The 16,634-nt window shown below is 71.7% G+C and carries 16 protein-coding genes; 8 read left to right on the plus strand and 8 right to left on the minus strand.

Features of this window, described 5'->3' with window-relative positions; genetic code table 11:
- Together ACFZDA_RS04200 and ACFZDA_RS04205 are read left to right on the plus strand one after the other, a co-directional pair.
- Positions 1–1,489: tetratricopeptide repeat protein (locus tag ACFZDA_RS04200; protein WP_391074646.1), on the plus strand; the 1,489-nt coding region annotated here is incomplete at its 5' end.
- On the plus strand, positions 1,486–2,187 hold the full coding sequence (locus ACFZDA_RS04205; protein ID WP_391074649.1) for a CHAT domain-containing protein: 702 nt from the start codon (positions 1,486–1,488) through the stop codon (positions 2,185–2,187). The genes ACFZDA_RS04200 and ACFZDA_RS04205, both read left to right, overlap by 4 nt.
- 13 nt (positions 2,188–2,200) lie before the next feature.
- Here the strand turns inward: ACFZDA_RS04205 and ACFZDA_RS04210 are convergent, their stop codons facing one another.
- On the minus strand, positions 2,201–2,497 hold the full coding sequence (locus tag ACFZDA_RS04210) for a hypothetical protein (protein WP_306967605.1): 297 nt from the start codon (positions 2,495–2,497) through the stop codon (positions 2,201–2,203).
- 169 nt (positions 2,498–2,666) lie between these two features.
- Between ACFZDA_RS04210 and ACFZDA_RS04215 the strand changes: the two genes are divergently transcribed.
- Positions 2,667–3,512 (plus strand): Scr1 family TA system antitoxin-like transcriptional regulator, encoded by an 846-nt coding sequence (locus tag ACFZDA_RS04215; RefSeq protein WP_391074651.1) that lies wholly within the window; start codon positions 2,667–2,669, stop codon positions 3,510–3,512.
- Entirely contained in the window at positions 3,491–3,706 is a 216-nt protein-coding gene (locus tag ACFZDA_RS04220; RefSeq protein ID WP_391074654.1) for a DUF397 domain-containing protein, read from the plus strand. Before ACFZDA_RS04215 ends, ACFZDA_RS04220 begins: the two co-directional genes overlap by 22 nt.
- 78 nt (positions 3,707–3,784) lie before the next feature.
- Here the strand turns inward: ACFZDA_RS04220 and ACFZDA_RS04225 are convergent, their stop codons facing one another.
- The 5 genes from ACFZDA_RS04225 to ACFZDA_RS04245 all read right to left on the minus strand — a co-directional run bounded on the left by ACFZDA_RS04225 (position 3,785) and on the right by ACFZDA_RS04245 (position 10,171).
- Positions 3,785–6,904: an efflux RND transporter permease subunit gene (locus ACFZDA_RS04225; protein WP_391074657.1), complete on the minus strand. Its 3,120-nt coding sequence runs from the start codon at positions 6,902–6,904 to the stop codon at positions 3,785–3,787.
- Positions 6,905–7,064: 160 nt separating this feature from the next.
- Positions 7,065–7,748: a response regulator gene (locus ACFZDA_RS04230; protein ID WP_391074659.1), complete on the minus strand. Its 684-nt coding sequence runs from the start codon at positions 7,746–7,748 to the stop codon at positions 7,065–7,067.
- Positions 7,745–8,962, minus strand: coding sequence for a histidine kinase (locus tag ACFZDA_RS04235; protein ID WP_391074662.1), 1,218 nt, complete (start codon positions 8,960–8,962; stop codon positions 7,745–7,747). The genes ACFZDA_RS04230 and ACFZDA_RS04235 overlap by 4 nt, the downstream gene beginning before the upstream one ends.
- Positions 8,963–9,083: 121 nt before the next feature.
- Positions 9,084–9,362, minus strand: a complete 279-nt coding sequence (locus ACFZDA_RS04240) for a hypothetical protein (protein WP_391074665.1) — start codon at positions 9,360–9,362, stop codon at positions 9,084–9,086.
- A 23-nt stretch (positions 9,363–9,385) separates the two neighbouring features.
- Entirely contained in the window at positions 9,386–10,171 is a 786-nt protein-coding gene (locus ACFZDA_RS04245; protein WP_086565214.1) for a PspA/IM30 family protein, read from the minus strand.
- Positions 10,172–10,507: 336 nt separating this feature from the next.
- Between ACFZDA_RS04245 and ACFZDA_RS04250 the strand changes: the two genes are divergently transcribed.
- Together ACFZDA_RS04250 and ACFZDA_RS04255 are read left to right on the plus strand one after the other, a co-directional pair.
- On the plus strand, positions 10,508–11,107 hold the full coding sequence (locus ACFZDA_RS04250) for a DUF3043 domain-containing protein (RefSeq protein ID WP_020275853.1): 600 nt from the start codon (positions 10,508–10,510) through the stop codon (positions 11,105–11,107).
- A gap of 83 nt (positions 11,108–11,190) precedes the next feature.
- Positions 11,191–11,892, plus strand: coding sequence for a methyltransferase domain-containing protein (locus tag ACFZDA_RS04255; protein WP_391074670.1), 702 nt, complete (start codon positions 11,191–11,193; stop codon positions 11,890–11,892).
- Between the two features lie 45 nt (positions 11,893–11,937).
- On the opposite strand, the gene ACFZDA_RS04260 is transcribed toward ACFZDA_RS04255, so the two are convergent.
- On the minus strand, positions 11,938–12,150 hold the full coding sequence (locus tag ACFZDA_RS04260; protein ID WP_391074673.1) for a hypothetical protein: 213 nt from the start codon (positions 12,148–12,150) through the stop codon (positions 11,938–11,940).
- 222 nt (positions 12,151–12,372) lie between these two features.
- Here ACFZDA_RS04260 and ACFZDA_RS04265 point away from each other — a divergent pair, with 222 nt between their 5' ends.
- On the plus strand, positions 12,373–13,572 hold the full coding sequence (locus ACFZDA_RS04265; RefSeq protein ID WP_391074675.1) for a bifunctional adenosylcobinamide kinase/adenosylcobinamide-phosphate guanylyltransferase: 1,200 nt from the start codon (positions 12,373–12,375) through the stop codon (positions 13,570–13,572).
- 32 nt (positions 13,573–13,604) lie between these two features.
- Here ACFZDA_RS04265 and ACFZDA_RS04270 read toward each other — a convergent pair whose 3' ends face one another.
- A complete protein-coding gene (locus ACFZDA_RS04270) occupies positions 13,605–14,651 on the minus strand; it encodes a methyltransferase domain-containing protein (protein WP_391074678.1) in 1,047 nt (348 codons plus the stop codon).
- Positions 14,652–14,821: 170 nt separating this feature from the next.
- On the opposite strand from ACFZDA_RS04270, the gene cobT reads away from it, so the two are divergent.
- Entirely contained in the window at positions 14,822–15,922 is a 1,101-nt protein-coding gene (gene cobT, locus ACFZDA_RS04275) for a nicotinate-nucleotide--dimethylbenzimidazole phosphoribosyltransferase (RefSeq protein ID WP_391074681.1), read from the plus strand.
- The last annotated feature ends 712 nt before the right edge of the window (positions 15,923–16,634 follow it).

Consider the following 16,634-nt stretch of genomic DNA (forward strand, 5'->3'; position numbering starts at 1 on the left):
GACCGGAGACCGCCAAGGCGCCCTCGAACCCGCCCACCAAGCCGTACGCATCCGACGCCAACTCGCCCACGCCAACCCCGCCGCCTACCTCCCCCACCTCGCCACATCACTCAACAACCTCGCCAACCGCCTCGCCGGGACCGGAGACCGCCAAGGCGCCCTCGAACCCGCCCACCAAGCCGTACGCATCCGACGCCAACTCGCCCACGCCAACCCCGCCGCCTACCTCCCCCACCTCGCCACATCACTCAACAACCTCGCCAACCGCCTCGCCGGGACCGGAGACCGCCAAGGCGCCCTCGAACCCGCCCACCAAGCCGTACGCATCCGACGCCAACTCGCCCACGCCAACCCCGCCGCCTACCTCCCCCACCTCGCCACATCACTCAACAACCTCGCCAACCACCTGGCCGACACCGGAGACGAACCAGCCGCCATCCAGGCCTACACGGACACGGCCGCCGGGCTCGCCCAAGCCCATCCGGCCGCCGCACGCGCGATCGAGTACGAGCGTGCGGCCTTCCAGCTCGGACGTCCCGAGCCCACGCGTATGTCCGGTCTGTTGGGACTCATCCGCATCGTCAGCGACGAGTCGGCCGACCAACCCGGTGAGACCGTCCTGCGCGCCAGGCGAAACCTCCGGGCTCACGCCCACACATCCCGTGACAGTCGCGCGTTTCTGGAGCAGCTCTGGCAGCAGGAGACAGACACCCCCGCGCCGGAATGGCTCTCACTCTCGGAGGACAGTCTGAACCTGGTCGTCGAGTGGGTGAACACGCCCACCTGGAAGGACAGCCGGAGCTTCTGGTCACACCACGCCGACGCCCTTGGCGCCGACGAAACCGCGACAGCACTGGCGGAGTTCGCGCTCGTCTGGCCGGTCGCCGAGCAGCACCAGCGCATCAGGGAACTGGTCCTCTCCGAAGGCATGGACGCCGTCTTCCCGGCCCTGATCCTCCGGGACACGCTCTCCGGCTGGCTGGAGTGCGAGAGCTGGGACGACTCGAAGCGCTTCTTCCAGGAGCACAGCGAACTCCTCCTCGACGAGTCCGCCGAGAACACCCTCACCGAAACCGACGACGTCACCGCCGACATCGCGGTTCACGCGGCCCTCCTGCGCATCGCCCGCACCGAGGGCATCGACACCGCGTTCCAGTGCGTCCAGGACCGAGGCGCCCTCCAGCGGCATGTTCTCCACGCTCTGAACGACGGTGACGCCCAGGCACTCGCCTACGCCGCCGCCGTCGAAGGCTCGGTCTTCGACGACGAACTCTCCTCCGCCACCCACCACCAGGCCGCCCTCCTCCTCGCCGGCGACCCCGACTCCCTGGACCTGGACGCCCTCGCCGAGGCGGCGTCCGAAGCCGACCCGGAGACCCGCAACCGGCTCACCTCCGAGCTGGCGACCCTCGCCACCCGCTCCCCCGACCCGCAGCACACCGCCCACTGGTTTCGCCTGGTCCAAGCGCTCACCCAGGCCCGTCCATGACCGAGTACGTGATCTGCCTGATCCTGGCCGCTGCCCCCGCCCTGCCGAGCGCACCCGATGTGCTGGAGGAGTACCGCGACGTCCAGCAGTGCATCACCAACTCCCGCTACGGCCACACCGTCCGGCTGGACACCCTCCCGGCCGCCCGCTGGGACGACCTGGCCCAGTACCTGGCCGGCACCACACCCGATGTGCTCCACTTCGCGGGGCGGGGCACACCCAGCGGCGGCCCCCGGTTCGTCACCGACGACGGCGGCGAGGCCCCGGTGGCCTTCGACGGCCTGCGCCGCTGTGTCACCGCTGCCACCGCGAACGGCCTTCACCTGCTCGTCCTGAACGCCTGCTGGACCGCCCACCTGGCCAAGGAGTTCAGCGACACGGTCCCCGCCGCCATCGGCTGGCAGGCCGAGGCCGCCGACGTTCACGCACGCGGCTATGCGCGGGTCTTCCACCGCAATCTCGCGGCGGGTGAGTCCGTGGCCAAGGCGCATGCGACCGCTCGAATGATGCTGGACCTCGCCGGCTGCGCGAGCCTGCCGACGCTGCACACCGGCGCTGGGCGCATACCCGAGGCACACTTCCTCATCGGTCCGGAGGCACGCCTCGCACCCCAGCGGGCACCGCTCAACCTCCGCTCCCAGCAGTCGGGCACTCACCTGCGCAAACCCCGCTTCCGCCCGCCGCCCCCGCAATTCTGACCACCCCCCGGGCTCATTCTCCTGACAGCCGGGCGCCCCGGCTCGCCGCGATCCGCAGGGCGTCGCCGAGCGCCTCCGCGAGTCGTTCCCCCGTGAACCTCAACTCCCTGTCACTCACTGTCGGTTCGTCGAGGAGCGACCTGGCCGCAGTGAGGACGTACGCGGCCGAGCCGAGCAGCTCGGCCTCCAACTCGTCGGCCATGCGGGACAGCCGGCTGCCGTCGTCGTCCGTGCTGAGGTAACACGGGCGTCCGTCCGGAGTGGTCCAGGGCAGCAACCTCAGGGGCGCACCCGTTCCGTCGCGCATCATCTTCCGCCGCTCCTTTCGAACCCGTTCCGCTGACAGGCGTGAACACCGGTGATTACCGTGTGTGTCTCCATCGTCGCGTTGTGGCATGCGTCCCCGACAGGAGCGCCGCGTCCCGGGACCGAGAACGGGACATCCACATCAACCTCAGCGTCAGCAGAGAGGCCAGACCATGACATTCAAGCCACAGACCCTCACCCCGTACCTCTCCGCCCGCCACTACTTCGGCGCCGAGCAGCGCCGTCACCGCGAGATCGCCGGGCTGTCCCTCGTGCAGCTCGCGGGCATCGTGAACTCCAGCAAGAGCACCCTCGCGCGCATCGAGACCGCCGAGTTGATGCCTCCGCCGGACCTGCCCGACCGGCTGGACGCGGCGTTCGGCACGGACCGGCACTTCCACGGGCTGTACGAACTGGCCAAGCGGGAGGCACATCCGGACCAGTACCGCCGGTTCATGGACTTCGAGGCGCAGGCGGAGGTCATCGAGAACTACGGATCACACGCCGTGCCAGGGCTGCTGCAGACCAGAGAGTACGCCCACGCCCAGCTCAGCCTCCATGAGGAGCTGAGCCCGGAGCAGGTCGAGGAGCGGGTGAACGCCCGCCTCTCCCGACAGGACCGGCTGCGCTCGGCCGAACGCCCCCTGCGCTGGGCGATCATCGACGAGTCCGTTCTCCGGCGAAGCGTCGGTGATTCCGGGTGCATGTACAAACAACTGGCTCTGCTGCTCGAACAAGTGGATACTCCGGACAGCAAGGTGCAGGTAATGCCCTTCAGTTCCGGTCTGCACTATCTGGCGGGCGGCGCACTGACCCTGCTGACCCTTCCAAACGGCTCCACCACGGCCTATGAAGAGGGCATCGAGGTCGGTCATCTCTACGAGGACAGGGACTCGGTGAAGAAGTGGCGGCGGCGGTACGAGGTACTCCGTGCCAACGCCCTCCCTCCGGCCGCCTCGGCGGAGCTGATCCGACAGGCTATGGAGGACCACAAGCCATGCGACACACCCCCGAGCTGAGTTCCGCCCACTGGCGCCGGAGCAGTTACAGCAACGCCAACGGGGGCGAATGCGTCGAGATCACCGAGGACTTCCCCGGCGTCGTCCCCGTCCGCGACAGCAAGAACCCCCACGGCCCCGCACTCGTCGTCCCGGCCACCGCCTGGGACGCGTTCGTCACGTCTCTCAAGGGCGGGGACTCCCTCCCTCACTGAGGCCTGTGACCTATCCACGAACGAAGGGGCGCCCCGTGAGCGTGAGCCACGGGGCGCCCCTCGTCGTGCGTACGGCTGTCAGACCTGAGCCGGCTCCGGCTCCTCGGCCGACTCCGTGCGCTCGGCCGTGAGGCCCTTCTTCGCCGCCCGCTTCTTCGCCCGGCGCTCCTTGCGGAGTTCGAACATCGCGTACAGCGTCGGCACCAGCAGCAGCGTCAGCATGGTCGACGTCACCAGGCCGCCGATCACGACCACGGCCAGCGGCTGGGCGATGAAGCCGCCCTCGCCGGTGACGCCGAGGGCCATCGGGAGCAGGGCGAAGATCGTCGCCAGGGCCGTCATGAGGATCGGGCGCAGACGGTGCCGGCCGCCCTCGATCACGGCCTCGACGACGCCGTAGCCCTGCTTGCGGTACTGGTTGATCAGGTCGATCAGCACGATCGCGTTCGTCACCACGATGCCGATCAGCATCAGCATGCCGATCATCGCGGGGACGCCCATCGGCGTGCCGGTGGCCACCAGCAGGCCGATCGCGCCGGTGGCGGCGAACGGGATGGAGACGAGCAGGATCAGCGGCTGGACCAGGGACCGGAAGGTGCCGACCAGCAGCATGAAGACGATCGCGATGGCCGCCAGCATCGCCAGGCCCAGGTTGGCGAACGCCTCGTCCTGGTCCTCGGAGACACCGCCGATCGACGCCGTGGCGCCGTCCGGGAGCTTCAGCGCGTTGATCTTCGACTGGAGCTTGGTGCTCACCGCGCCCGTGTTGTCGCCGGTCGGCTTCGCGGTGATGGTGGCCGCGCGCTGGCCGTCGATACGGGTCATGGAGACCGGCCCGTCGACCAGCTTCACCGTCGCGATGTCGCCGAGCTTCACCGGGCCCAGGCGCAGGTCCTGAAGCTGCTTCAGCGTCGTCGCGGGCTTGGCCGAGCGGATGACGACGTCGCGCTCGGTGTCGTCCAGGACGGCCTTGGCGGCCGGGGTGCCGCGGACGGCCTGGGCGACGGCGGCGCCGAGGGTCTGGTCGTTGAAGCCGGCCGCGGCCGCCTTGTCGTTGGCCTTGACCGAGATGCGCGGCACGCTGGTCGCCAGGTCGCTGGAGACGTCCGTGACGTCGTCGAGCGAGGCGACCGTCTTGCGGACCTCCTCGGACGCCGTGCGCAGGACGTCGGCGTCGGCGGCCTTCACGACCACGCTGAGGTCCTGGGCGCCGAAGCCGTCACCGGCGGAGATGGTGGTCGTGCCGATGCCCTTCAGCCCGGCCAGCCCCTTCTCGATGCCGTCCTGGACGTCCTCGTACGACGCCGAGTCGTCCAGCATCACCTGGTAGGAGGCCTGGTTGGTGTCCGTACCGCCGCCGAAGGCCGCCATGAAGCCGGACGAGCCGACCGTGACCTGGTAGTCCTTCACGCCCTTGGTGCCGTCGAGGAGCCGCTCGACCTTCCTGGCCTGGGTGTTGGTCGCCGCCAGGCTGGTGCCGGGCTTCAGCTCCTGCTTGACGGTGAGGACCTCGACCTCGCCCTGGTCGAAGAAGTTCGTCTTCAGCAGCGGCGCCATGCCGAACGTGCCGGCCAGGACGACGATCGCGAGGGCCACACTGGTGAGCCGGCGGCGGGTCGCGAAGCGCAGGACCGGGACGTAAGTGCGCTGCAGACGGCTCCTGGCCTCCTTCTCCTCGGCGAGCCGGCGGGCCTCGTCCGCGTCTTCCGGGGTGCCCTTCGGGGGCCGCAGGAACCAGTACGACAGGACCGGTACGACCGTCAGGGAGACGAGCAGGGACGCCAGCAGCGCGGCCGTGACGGTCAGGCTGAACGAGCCGAACAGCTCGCCCACCATGCCGCCGACCAGGCCGATCGGCAGGAACACCGCGACCGTGGTGAGCGTCGAGGACGTCACCGCGCCCGCGACCTCGCGCACGGCGTTGAGGATGGCGGAGTGCCGCTCCTCGCCGTAGCCGAGGTGCCGCTTGATGTTCTCCAGGACCACGATCGAGTCGTCGACGACCCGGCCGATGGCGATGGTCAGTGCGCCCAGCGTGAGGACGTTCAGCGACAGGTCGCGGGTCCACAGCACGATCAGGGCGAGGACCACGGACAGCGGGATGGACACCGCCGTCACCAGGGTGGAGCGGATCGAGGCCAGGAAGACCAGGATCACCAGCACCGCGAAGAGCAGACCGAGCGCGCCCTCGGTGGTCAGGCCCTTGATGGACTTCGACACGGCCGGGCCCTGGTCGCTGACGACCGTGAGGGTCGCCCCGGAGCCGAGGTCCCCCCGGAGGTCGGGCAGCTTGTCCTGGACGGCGTCGGAGATCGCGACCGCGCTGCCGTCGCGGTCCATGGTGACGGTGACGGCGAGGCTGGGCTTGCCGTCGGTGCGGGTGATGGAGTCGGCCGGGGCCTCCTGCTGCTTCACCGTGGCGACGTCGCCGAGGCGCACCGGCTTGCCCTTGCCGGGTTCGCCCGTGACCATCAGGTCCTGGATCTGCTTCAGCGAGGTGAAGCCGCCGCCGACCTGGACGGTGCGGTTGGCGCCCCCCTCGTCGAAGGAGCCGGCCGGGACGGTCGCGCCGCCCGCCTGGAGCGCCTGGGACACGGACTGCGGGGTGAGGCCCGCCTTCGCGAGCTTGGCGTCGTCGGGCGTGACGGACACCTGGACGTCCCGGACGCCGTCGACGGTGACCTGGCCGACGCCGTCGATGCTCTTCAGGTCCGGCACGACGGTCTTGTCGAGCTGGTCGGCCAGGGCCTGCTGGTCCCGGTCGGAGGTGACGGCGAGGACGACGGTCGGGATGTCGTCCGTGGAACCGGCGACGACCTGCGGGTCCACATCGTCCGGGAGCTGGACGCGGGCCCGGTTGACGGCCTGCTGGACGTCGGCGACGAGCTGCTCGGTGCCGTTGCCGTAGTCGAAGGACGCCATGATCACGGCGTTGCCCTCGGTGGCGGTGGAGGTCACGCCGCTGATGCCGTCGACGGCTTCGAGGCTGTCCTCGATGGGCTCGACGACCTGCTTTTCGACCACGTCCGGGGACGCGCCCTGGTAGGGCGCCAGCACGGACACCATGGGCAGTTCGATGGTGGGCAGCAGCTGCTGCTTGAGCTGGGGTATCGCGATCGCCCCGAAGACGAGCGCGATGATCGACATCAGCCCTATCAGGGCCCGTTGCGCGAGGCTGAATCTCGACAGCCAGGACATGGGTCAGGGTCTCTCTTCTGTTTAGCGGCAGAAGCGGCAGCGGGCGCGCAGATGAGCGCCCGCCCTTACACCCTGAGCCATCGGCGGGGCCCGATCCGTAGGCCCCAGGTCCCGTTCCTTATGCGGCGCATACTCCGGCCGCAGTACGCCCGGGTAGAGCTCACTCCACCCTTGGACGGACCAGGCCGGACTCGTAGGCGATGACCACCAGCTGGGCCCGGTCCCGGGCGCCCAGCTTGGCCATGGCCCGGTTGACGTGCGTCTTCACCGTCAGCGGGCTGACCTCCAGCCGCTCGGCGATCTCGTCGTTGGAGTGGCCTCCCGCGACCTGGACCAGCACCTCGCGCTCCCGGACGGTGAGCGAGTCGAGCCGCTCGCCCCGGGCCGGGTCGCGGTCGCCGTCGGCCGGGTCCTCCTGGGCGAGGAAGCGGGAGATCAGACCGGTGGTGGCCGCCGGGGACAGCAGGGCCTGGCCACCGGCCGCGATCCGGATGGCGTTCAGCAGTTCCTCGGGCTCGGAGCCCTTGCCGAGGAAGCCGGAGGCACCGGCGCGCAGCGACTGCACGACGTAGTCGTCGACCTCGAACGTCGTCAGGATGACCACCCGGACATCGGCGAGATCCGGGTCGGCGCTGATCATGCGGGTCGCCGCGAGACCGTCGGTGCCGGGCATCCGGATGTCCATGAGGACGACGTCGGCGCGCTGCTCCTTCGTCATCCGCACCGCCTCCAGGCCGTCGGAGGCCTCGCCCACCACCTCCATGTCGGGCTCGGAGTCGACGAGCACGCGAAAGGCGCTGCGCAGCAGCGCCTGGTCGTCGGCGAGCAGGACACGGATCGTCATACGGGGTCCTCCCCGGGTGTGCGGTTCTTGACCGGAAGGATCGCATGGACGCGGAAACCGCCGCCGTAGCGGGGACCGGTGGTGAGGGTGCCGCGCAGGGCGGTGACGCGTTCCCGCATGCCGAGCAGCCCGTGTCCGCCGCCGCTGCCCGGCGCCTCGTCCTCGCCGCTGCCGTCGTCGAGGACGGTGATCTCGATGTTCGGCCCGACCCGTACCACGCTGACCTCGGCCTTGGCCTGGGTCCCGGCGTGCTTCTGCACGTTGGTGAGGGCCTCCTGGATGATCCGGTAGGCGGCCAGGTCGACGGCCGCGGGGAGGGTGGTGCCCTGGTCGGCGCGGGCGACCTCGATGTGCAGCCCGGCGTTGCGGAAGGTGCCGGTGAGTTCGTCGAGGCGGTCCAGGCCGGGGGCGGGTTCGGTGGGGGCCTCCGGGTCGCCGGACTGTCTGAGCAGCCCGACGGTGGCGCGCAGTTCGTTGAGGGCGGAGCGGCTGGCCTCGCGGACGTGGGCGAGGGCCTCCTTGGCCTGGTCGGGGCGCTTGTCCATGACGTGCGCGGCGACGCCGGCCTGGACGTTGACCAGGGCGATGTGGTGGGCGACGACGTCGTGCAGGTCGCGGGCGATCCGCAGCCGCTCCTCGGCGACCCGGCGGCGGGCCTCCTCCTCGCGGGTGCGTTCGGCGCGTTCGGCGCGTTCCCGTATGGCCTGGACGAAGGCGCGGCGGCTGCGGACCGCGTCGCCGGCGGTGGCGCCGATGCCGGTCCAGGCGAAGATCGCCAGGTTCTCCTGGGCGTACCAGGGCAGGCTGCCGGCGGCCATGGCGGAGCCGGTCAGCACGGTCATGGTGAGCAGGCCGACGCGCCAGGTGGTGGGGCGGTCGGTGGTGGAGGCGACGGTGTACAGGGCGATGACCGCGGACATGGCGACGGGGGCGCGGGGGTCGCCGGTGACGGATTCGATGACGGAGACGGCGCCGGTGAGGGCGAGGACGGTCATCGGGGAGCGGCGGCGGAAGACCAGGGCGGCGGCGCCGAGGGCCATGAGGACGAGGCTGAGGGGGTCGGGGGTGCGCAGGGCCCAGCTGACGCTGTCACGGTGCCGGGGTTCCACGAACGAGCCGGCGACCATGCAGACCAGGACGGCTGCGGCGAGGGCGGCGTCCATCGCCAGAGGGTGTGCCTTTGCCTGGCATTTGGCCCGCGCGAGGGTGCTCACGGGGGTTCACGGTAGCCGGGGTGGGTGTGCGGGGGTATGGGGGCCGGCTGTGAGGTGCTCGGCGTGGGGGCGCGTCCCAGGCCCTTGAGGCGCTGGGGGAGCACGACTGCCCGCAGCTCGGTCAGCCCGGAATCAGGCCGTCGTCGCTCAGCAGGTCCCTGACCTCCTCCAGGGTCGCGTCCGGAGAGGGGAGGATCAGTTCCGAGGGTTCCAGGGAGTCGTCCGGGAGGGGGTCTCCCAGGTCCCGGACCCTGGTCAGCAGGGCCTGGAGGGTGCGGCGGAAACCGGGGCCGTCGCCGTTCTCCATTTCCGCCAGGAGCTCGTCGTCCAGCTTGTTCAGTTCGGCGAGGTGGCTGTCGGCCAGCCTCACCTGGCCCTCCCCCATGATCCGTACGATCATGTCGCCCTCCTAGGCGTGGCCCCCTACTGCTTGTCGAAGCGCGGGGTGTCCTGCGGCTGCTGCTGGGACTGCTGCTGGCTCGTGCCACCTTCGAGGGCCTGCTGTCCGGCGCTCGACCCGCCGGCCAGCTCGGCCTTCATCCGCTGCAGTTCCAGCTCTACATCCGTACCACCGGAGAGCCGGTCCAGCTCGGCCTGGATGTCGTCCTTGTGCATCCCGGACTGGTCGTCGAGGGCGCCGGAGGCGAGCAGCTCGTCGATCGCGCCGGCGCGGGCCTGGAGCTGGGCCGTCTTGTCCTCGGCGCGCTGAATCGCCAGGCCGACGTCGCCCATCTCCTCGGAGATGCCGGAGAAGGCCTCGCCGATCCGGGTCTGGGCCTGGGCCGCCGTGTACGTCGCCTTGATGGTCTCCTTCTTCGTACGGAAGGCGTCGACCTTGGCCTGGAGCCGCTGGGCCGCGAGGGTGAGCTTCTCCTCCTCGCCCTGGAGTGTCGCGTGCTGGGTCTCCAGGTCGGTCACCTGCTGCTGGAGGGCGGCACGGCGGGACAGCGCTTCGCGGGCCAGGTCCTCACGGCCCAGCGCGAGCGCCTTGCGGCCCTGGTCCTCCAGCTTGGTGGACTGGGACTGCAACTGGTTGAGCTGGAGTTCCAGTCGCTTGCGCGAGGTCGCCACGTCGGCGACGCCGCGACGGACCTTCTGGAGCAGCTCCAGCTGCTTCTGGTACGAGTAATCGAGGGTCTCGCGCGGGTCCTCGGCCCGGTCAAGGGCCTTGTTCGCCTTCGCGCGGAAGATCATCCCCATACGCTTCATGACACCGCTCATGGGCTTCGCGCGCCCCCTTCTGACCGACTCCGGCAGCTGCTCCTGCGACAGAACCCACAGTACGGGCCCTGCATCCATTACCGCACTGTTCGGGGACGGATGCGCTCATCCCCAAGGACGACTGAGCACGCGCCCGCTCCGGCGTAGGGAGTAGGTGATCCCCGGGGTTACCGGGGATACCCCCGGTAACCGGAGACGTACCTCCGGGGAACGACCGGGTGCGTACACAACGTCCCCTCTGTCCCCTTACTGACGACTGGTGTTGCCGGATCGTTCCCCACGGGACTGGGGTCCATGCCCGGGAAGCCCTTACCCTTGGGTTTTGTGTTCCGTAGCCGTGCGAAGGATGAGAAGGCCCAGGCCGCCGACAAGGCGCCGGTGAACTTCTCCAAGCAGCCCCGCGACCCGCAGGCCCCGAAGGGCAGGCCCACGCCCAAGCGCAGTGAGGCCCAGTCCCAGCGCCGCAGCGTCGCCAACACGTCGATGACGCGGAAGGAGGCCGCCAAGCGGCAGCGCGAGGAGCGCCGCAGCGCGCTGGAGCGGCAGCGCCAGGCGCTGGCGAGCGGCGACGAGCGGTACCTGCCCGCGCGTGACAAGGGACCGGTCCGCCGGTTCGCGCGCGACTTCGTCGACTCGCGGTTCAACATCGCGGAGTTCTTCCTGCCGATGGCCGTCGTCATCCTCGTGCTGAGCATGGTGCGGGTGGCCGCGCTCCAGAACATCGCACTGCTGCTGTGGCTCGTGGTGATCGTGCTGATCGTGCTCGACTCGTTCGTCACGGCGTTCCGCCTGAAGAAGCAGCTGAACGAGCGCTTCGCGGGTGAGAACCGGCGCGGCGCCGTCGCCTACGCCCTGATGCGCTCTCTCCAGATGCGCCGGCTCCGGCTGCCCAAGCCGCAGGTCAAGCGCGGAGAGCGGCCCTGACCGCGACGTCGTTCTCCGGGGGTGCGGCGGATGCCTGGCTGGACAAGCTGGGCGGGCTGCGTGATGTCGTCCGGCAGGAGCTGGTGGCCCGGCAGCTGGACGAGCAGATAGTCGGGCGGTTCCCGGTCGGGCAGCGGCTGCGGGTGCTCGACGTGGGCATGGGCCAGGGCACACAGGCGCTGCGGCTGGCCCGGGCCGGGCACCAGGTGACCGGTCTGGAACAGGACGCGACGATGATCGCCGTGGCCCGGGAGTCCCTCGCCGGGGAGCCGGAGGGCATCCGGGAGCGGATGCGGATCATCGAGGGCGACGGCCGGGACACCGGCGTGCACTTCCTGCCGGGCAGTTTCGACGTGGTCCTGTGCCACGGCGTCCTGATGTACGTGGAGGAGCCCGACCCGCTGCTGGCGGGCCTGGCCCGGATGCTCGCGCCCGGCGGACTGCTGTCGCTGCTCGTGCGCAACGGGGACGCGCTCGCGATCCGGCCGGGGCTGTCCGGCGACTGGGCGGGCGCGCTGGCCGCGTTCGACACCGTTTCCTACCGCAACCGCCTGGGGCTGGACGTACGGGCGGACCGGCTGAAGGACCTGACGTCGACGCTCGCCGGGATCGGGGCGCCGCTGCACGCCTGGTACGGGGTGCGCGTGTTCACGGACACGGCGGCGGACGGCGCCGAGGCCCCCTCCGACGTGGAGACACTGCTCGCGGTGGAGGAGAAGGCCGGGCGGACGGATCCGTACCGCGGGGTGGCGGCGCTGCTGCACCTGTGCGGCGTGCGCGGCTGACGGACCGCAGAAGGGGGGCGAGGGCCGTGGGCCCCCGCCCCGGGGTCACGCGTCGGCCGCGTGCAGGCTCATCGGCCCGTAGATCTCCGTGGCGTCCTCGAACAGCCGCACCTGGTCGGCACCGCCTTCCTTGAGGGCCTTCCAGTGCTCCCCGATCCAGGACTCGGCGTCCCCCTGGGTGGGGAACTCCTCCGGCGGCACCGCGGGCTGGACCTCCGTCCCGTCGGCCTTCTCGAACCGCCACGTCCATGCCGCCATGTACGCCTCCCATGTGTGTGAGCACACTGCACAGCGGGAGCCGGATCTTGGTCCGGCTCCTGTCCAGAGCCTATGCGCTCCGCTGGGTTCGGCGTTATAGGCCTTGCGGGGTGCGGGTGGTTGGGCGCGTGCGGGTCGTGGGGGCTGATCGCGCAGTTCCCCGCGCCCCTATCGGGGCGTCTCCATCACGCATGCCCCATCGCGACGGGTGAGAATCGGGGCGTGGAACTGACTCTGCTCGGCACCGGCGCCCCCGCGGGGCTTCCCCGCCCCGACTGTCCCTGCGCGGCTTGTGCGGCTGCCCTCGGACCCGACGCGCGGGCGGCGACCGCGCTGCTCCTGGACGGGGCGCTGCTGCTCGACCTGACGCCCGGGGCCGCCTTCGCGGCGGCGCGGGCGGGCCGTTCCCTGACCGGCGTACGGCAGGTGCTGCTGTCGCATCCGCACGACGGGCCGGCGGTCGAGGTGCCGGCCGGGCTGCCGCAACCCGGGCGGGTGCCGGACGGGCGGGAGTTGACGCTGCTGACGGGGCACCGGGTGCGGGCGGTGGCGATGGACGCGCCGGGCACGGGGTACGCGGTGACCGGGCCGGAGGGCCAGCGGCTGCTGTACCTGCCGCCCGGCGGTGCGCCGGCGGGGCTGGCGGAGCCGGCCGAGTCGTACGACATGGTGCTCGCGGATGTGGTGGGGCGGCCGGACGCGCTGGCGAAGCTGCGGGCGGTGGGCGCGGTGGGACCGACGACGGATGTGGTCGCCGTTCATCTGGACCACGACGTGCCGCCCGGTCCTGAGCTCGGGCGGCGGCTCGCGGCGGCCGGGGCGCGGGCCGTGCCGGACGGGACGGCGCTGGCGGTGGGGGTGTACGAGGACGTGCCGGACCTGCCGCGGCGGACGCTGGTGCTGGGCGGGGCGCGGTCGGGCAAGTCGGTGGAGGCCGAGCGGAGGCTGGAGGCCTTTCCGGACGTGCTGTACGTGGCGACGGGCGGGTCGCGCAACGGGGACACCGAGTGGTCGGCGCGGGTGGCCGCGCACCGGGTGCGGCGGCCGGGGTCGTGGCAGACGGTCGAGACGTGCGATCTGGTGCCGTTGCTGGAGGCGGAGGGGCCGCCGTTGCTGATCGACTGTCTGTCGTTGTGGCTGACGGACGCGATGGACGCGGCGGGGGCGTGGGACGACGCGGTGTGGGCGGAGCGGGGGGAGAAGGCGTTGCGGGAGCGGGTGCGGGGGTTGACGGAGGCGGTGCGGTCGACTCGGCGGACTGTTGTCGCCGTGTCGAACGAGGTGGGGTCGGGGATCGTGCCGTCGACCGCGTCGGGGCGGCGGTATCGGGATGAGCTCGGGCGGTTGAACGCGGGGTTCGCGGACGAGTGTGAGCATGTGTTGCTGGTGGTGGCGGGGCAGGCTGTGGTGCTGCGGGGGTGAGCGGGTGCTCGGCGTGTGCGTGTGGCCTGCGGCTAAGCCGGCTTGCGGGCGATCACCCGGTACGTGTTCGCGAAACGCGTGCGGCGGGCCAGGGGGGCGATGAGGTGGTCCGCCAGCGCTGCCAGGGCCACCAGCGGCATGCCCGCTCGGAGCAGGGCCTCGCGCAGGTGCTGGTGGGCCAGGGGTGGGGGGATCGCTCGCCAGGGGGTGTCGGGGGCGGGGAGGGCGTGGGAGAGGGCCAGGGCCGTGGCGCCGGAGAGGTCGTGGGGGGTGTGGACCGGGCGGTGGTCCAGGAGGGCGATCGTGCAGCCGGCCGCCTCCAGTTCCGCGCGGAGGTTGTGCGGGGGCAGCAGGTGCAGGTGGCGGGGCTGGTCGTAGGCGAGCCACCAGCGGCCCAGGAGCGCGGCGTACGGGCTGCGGGGGTTCAGGGTCTCGATGAGCAGGTGGCCGCCGGGGCGCAGGACCGCGAGGGAGGCGTGGAGTTCCGCGCGGGGGTCGGGGGTGGCCTCCAGGTGGTGGAGCATGCTGACCACGTCGTAGCGGGCGCGCAGGGGTGCCGAGATCCGGGGGTCCGTCAGGCGGCCCACGTGGGCCTCCTCGACGCGGTCGGCCGAGCGGGCGCGGACCACGCGCGGGGTGTGGTCCAGGCCGTCGAAGGCGGTGTAGGGGAAGAACTCCCGGGCCGTGACGGGGAAGCGGGCGTGGCCGGTGCCCACGTCCAGCCAGCTCTCCGGCTCCCCGAACCGCAGCATCGCGCGGGCGGCCGAGCGGTGGCGGAGCCGGCTGGTGCGCAGCGCGAGGAGGGCGTCGGCCGCGACGTCCCGGGGCGCCCCGCGCACCGTCCGGTGGTAGAGCGCGAGGCCCTCGAAGGTGAGGCGGGGGTTCTGGAAGGTGTGGCCGCAGTCCCGGCACGCGTCGACGGTGAAGCTGCCCGGGTTGTACCGCCGCAGGTCACCGGTGCGCAGCCGGTTCCGCAGCCGGGCGGAGCCGCACCAGGGGCAGTCTTCGCGGCGCGGCTCGTGGACCCGTGTGGTCGCTTGGGGGGTGGGGAGTGCGGAGGAGGCGGGATGTGCGGGCATGGGCGGCTCCCGGGCGCGAGGCGTACGGCAGGGACGTCCGACGAACCACGTACGACAATCCGCTGCAAACCGGAACGTATGGGATGGGGATGCCGGGTGCAACGACGTCGCCGCCGCGGAGTCGCGATGTGGCGCCGTGCTGTTCGAGTGGTGCCGGTACTGTTCGGCGAATGAGCTCGCTTAATCTCGACGACTTCACCGATCTGATCGAGCGTCCGGACGGCGGGGTGCGCCGTGACGCCGAGGCGCGCCGGGAGCGGCAGATCGTGCCGCCCGGGTCGCTGGGCCGCCTCGATGACCTGGGTGAGTGGCTGGCCGCGGCGCAGTCGGCCGTGCCGGTGCGGCCGATCGAACGGCCGCGGGTGGTGCTCTTCGCCGGTGACCACGGCGTCGCCGAGCTGGGCGTCTCGGCCCGGCCTGCGGGCGGCGCCGGGGAGCTGGTGCGCCAGGTGCTGGAGGGCGGCCGGCCCGTGTCGGTACTGGCGCGGCGGCTGGGCGTGCCGGTGCGGATCGTCGACATGGCCCTGGACTGCGACCCGGAGTCGCTGCCCGAGGGCGTCGTACGGCACCGGGTGCGGCGTGGCAGCGGGCGTGTCGACGTCGAGGACGCGCTGACCTTGGAGGAGGCCGAGGCGGCGTTGCGGGCCGGGGTCGCGGTGGCCGACGAGGAGGCCGACTCCGGTACGGATCTGGTGGTGCTCGGCGATGTGAGCGTCGGCGGGACCACGGTGGCGGGGGTGCTGGTCGCGGCGCTGTGCGGGGTCGACGCGTCGGTCGTCACCGGGCGGGGCGGGCTGGCGATCGACGACCTGGCCTGGATGCGCAAGTGCGCGGCGATCCGCGACGCGCTGCGGCGGGCCCGGCCGGTGCTCGGGGACCAGTTGCAGCTGCTGGCGGCTGTGGGCGGGGCCGACTTCGCCGCGATGACGGGCTTTCTGCTGCAGTGCGCGGTGCGCAAGCTGCCGGTGGTGCTCGACGGGGTCGTGACGGCCGCGTGCGCGCTGGTCGGGCAGCGGATCGCGTTCCGGGCGCCGGACTGGTGGCTCGCCGCGCACGACAGCGGCGAGCCGGGGCAGGCCAAGGCGCTGGACCGGATGGCCCTGGAGCCGCTGCTGACCCAGGGGGTGACCGTCGGCGAGGGCGCGGGCGGCCTGCTCGCGCTGCCGCTGGTGCAGGCCGCGGCGGCGCTGGCGGCGGAGCTGCCCGAGAAGCCGAAGGAGTCCGAGGAGCCGGACCGCCCCGAGGCGTCCGAGGTTGCCTCCGAGCAGTAGCGTTCCGCGAGATCCTGGTCACGCACACCTGGCTCAACTTCGTCCCGTTCCGGTCGGTCTTCGCGTGTGGTGTCGGTTTGACTGAGCCACAGACACCGCGCACTCCCGACGTACCGACATCCGGACGGGGACGATCCGATGACCACGCTCGCCCGCTGGGCCCGTGCCGAATGGGGGCCGCTGTACGCGGCCGTGCGCGGGCCGCTGCGCGAGCGGCGGCTGCGGGCCGTGCCGATGGCGGTCGCGGCCGTGTGCCTGACGGCCGCGCTGCACATCGTGCACAACCAGTCCTGGGGCTACCGGTTCGTTGAGGACATCGGGGCGGTACGGGCCGAGGACCCGCTGTGGCTCGCGCTCCTGCGGACGCCGCTGTCGCTGTTCGTGCCCGCGCTGGACCTGCCGGTGTGGGGCGCGCTGGCGCAGCTGCTGGTGGTGTTCGGCATCGCGGAACTCTGCCTGGGCCGGCGACGGACGCTGTTCATCGCCTACCTCGCGACGCTCGCGGGCACGCTGTACGCCCGCCTCGGCATCTGGCTGGGCCCCGACTCCCCGCTGGGCCTGCCCGCCTCGGACGCCCGGGTCGTGGACACCGGGCCGTCGGCGGCGGTGGTGGGACTGGCCGTCTGCCTGGGATGGCGCTACCGCGCGTACGTCACGGCGGGCGCGGTGATCGTGGCGATGGCCGCCGAGGTCGCCGTGAAGGAGAACCTGG

It is taken from the genome of Streptomyces sp. NPDC007991 (genome assembly GCF_042958445.1).
Taxonomy (GTDB): Bacteria; Actinomycetota; Actinomycetes; order Streptomycetales; family Streptomycetaceae; genus Streptomyces.

Excerpts from the sequence above, each read along its gene's own strand:
- ACFZDA_RS04220 (WP_391074654.1), top strand. The coding sequence starts at position 3,491 with ATGCGACACACCCCCGAGCTGAGTTCCGCCCACTGGCGCCGGAGCAGT.
- ACFZDA_RS04205 (WP_391074649.1), top strand. The coding sequence starts at position 1,486 with ATGACCGAGTACGTGATCTGCCTGATCCTGGCCGCTGCCCCCGCCCTG.
- ACFZDA_RS04230 (WP_391074659.1), bottom strand. The coding sequence starts at position 7,748 with ATGACGATCCGTGTCCTGCTCGCCGACGACCAGGCGCTGCTGCGCAGC.
- ACFZDA_RS04260 (WP_391074673.1), bottom strand. The coding sequence starts at position 12,150 with ATGGCGGCATGGACGTGGCGGTTCGAGAAGGCCGACGGGACGGAGGTC.
- ACFZDA_RS04270 (WP_391074678.1), bottom strand. The coding sequence starts at position 14,651 with ATGCCCGCACATCCCGCCTCCTCCGCACTCCCCACCCCCCAAGCGACC.
- ACFZDA_RS04215 (WP_391074651.1), top strand. The coding sequence starts at position 2,667 with ATGACATTCAAGCCACAGACCCTCACCCCGTACCTCTCCGCCCGCCAC.
- cobT (WP_391074681.1), top strand. The coding sequence starts at position 14,822 with ATGAGCTCGCTTAATCTCGACGACTTCACCGATCTGATCGAGCGTCCG.
- ACFZDA_RS04210 (WP_306967605.1), bottom strand. The coding sequence starts at position 2,497 with ATGATGCGCGACGGAACGGGTGCGCCCCTGAGGTTGCTGCCCTGGACC.
- ACFZDA_RS04240 (WP_391074665.1), bottom strand. The coding sequence starts at position 9,362 with ATGATCGTACGGATCATGGGGGAGGGCCAGGTGAGGCTGGCCGACAGC.
- ACFZDA_RS04245 (WP_086565214.1), bottom strand. The coding sequence starts at position 10,171 with ATGAAGCGTATGGGGATGATCTTCCGCGCGAAGGCGAACAAGGCCCTT.
- ACFZDA_RS04225 (WP_391074657.1), bottom strand. The coding sequence starts at position 6,904 with ATGTCCTGGCTGTCGAGATTCAGCCTCGCGCAACGGGCCCTGATAGGG.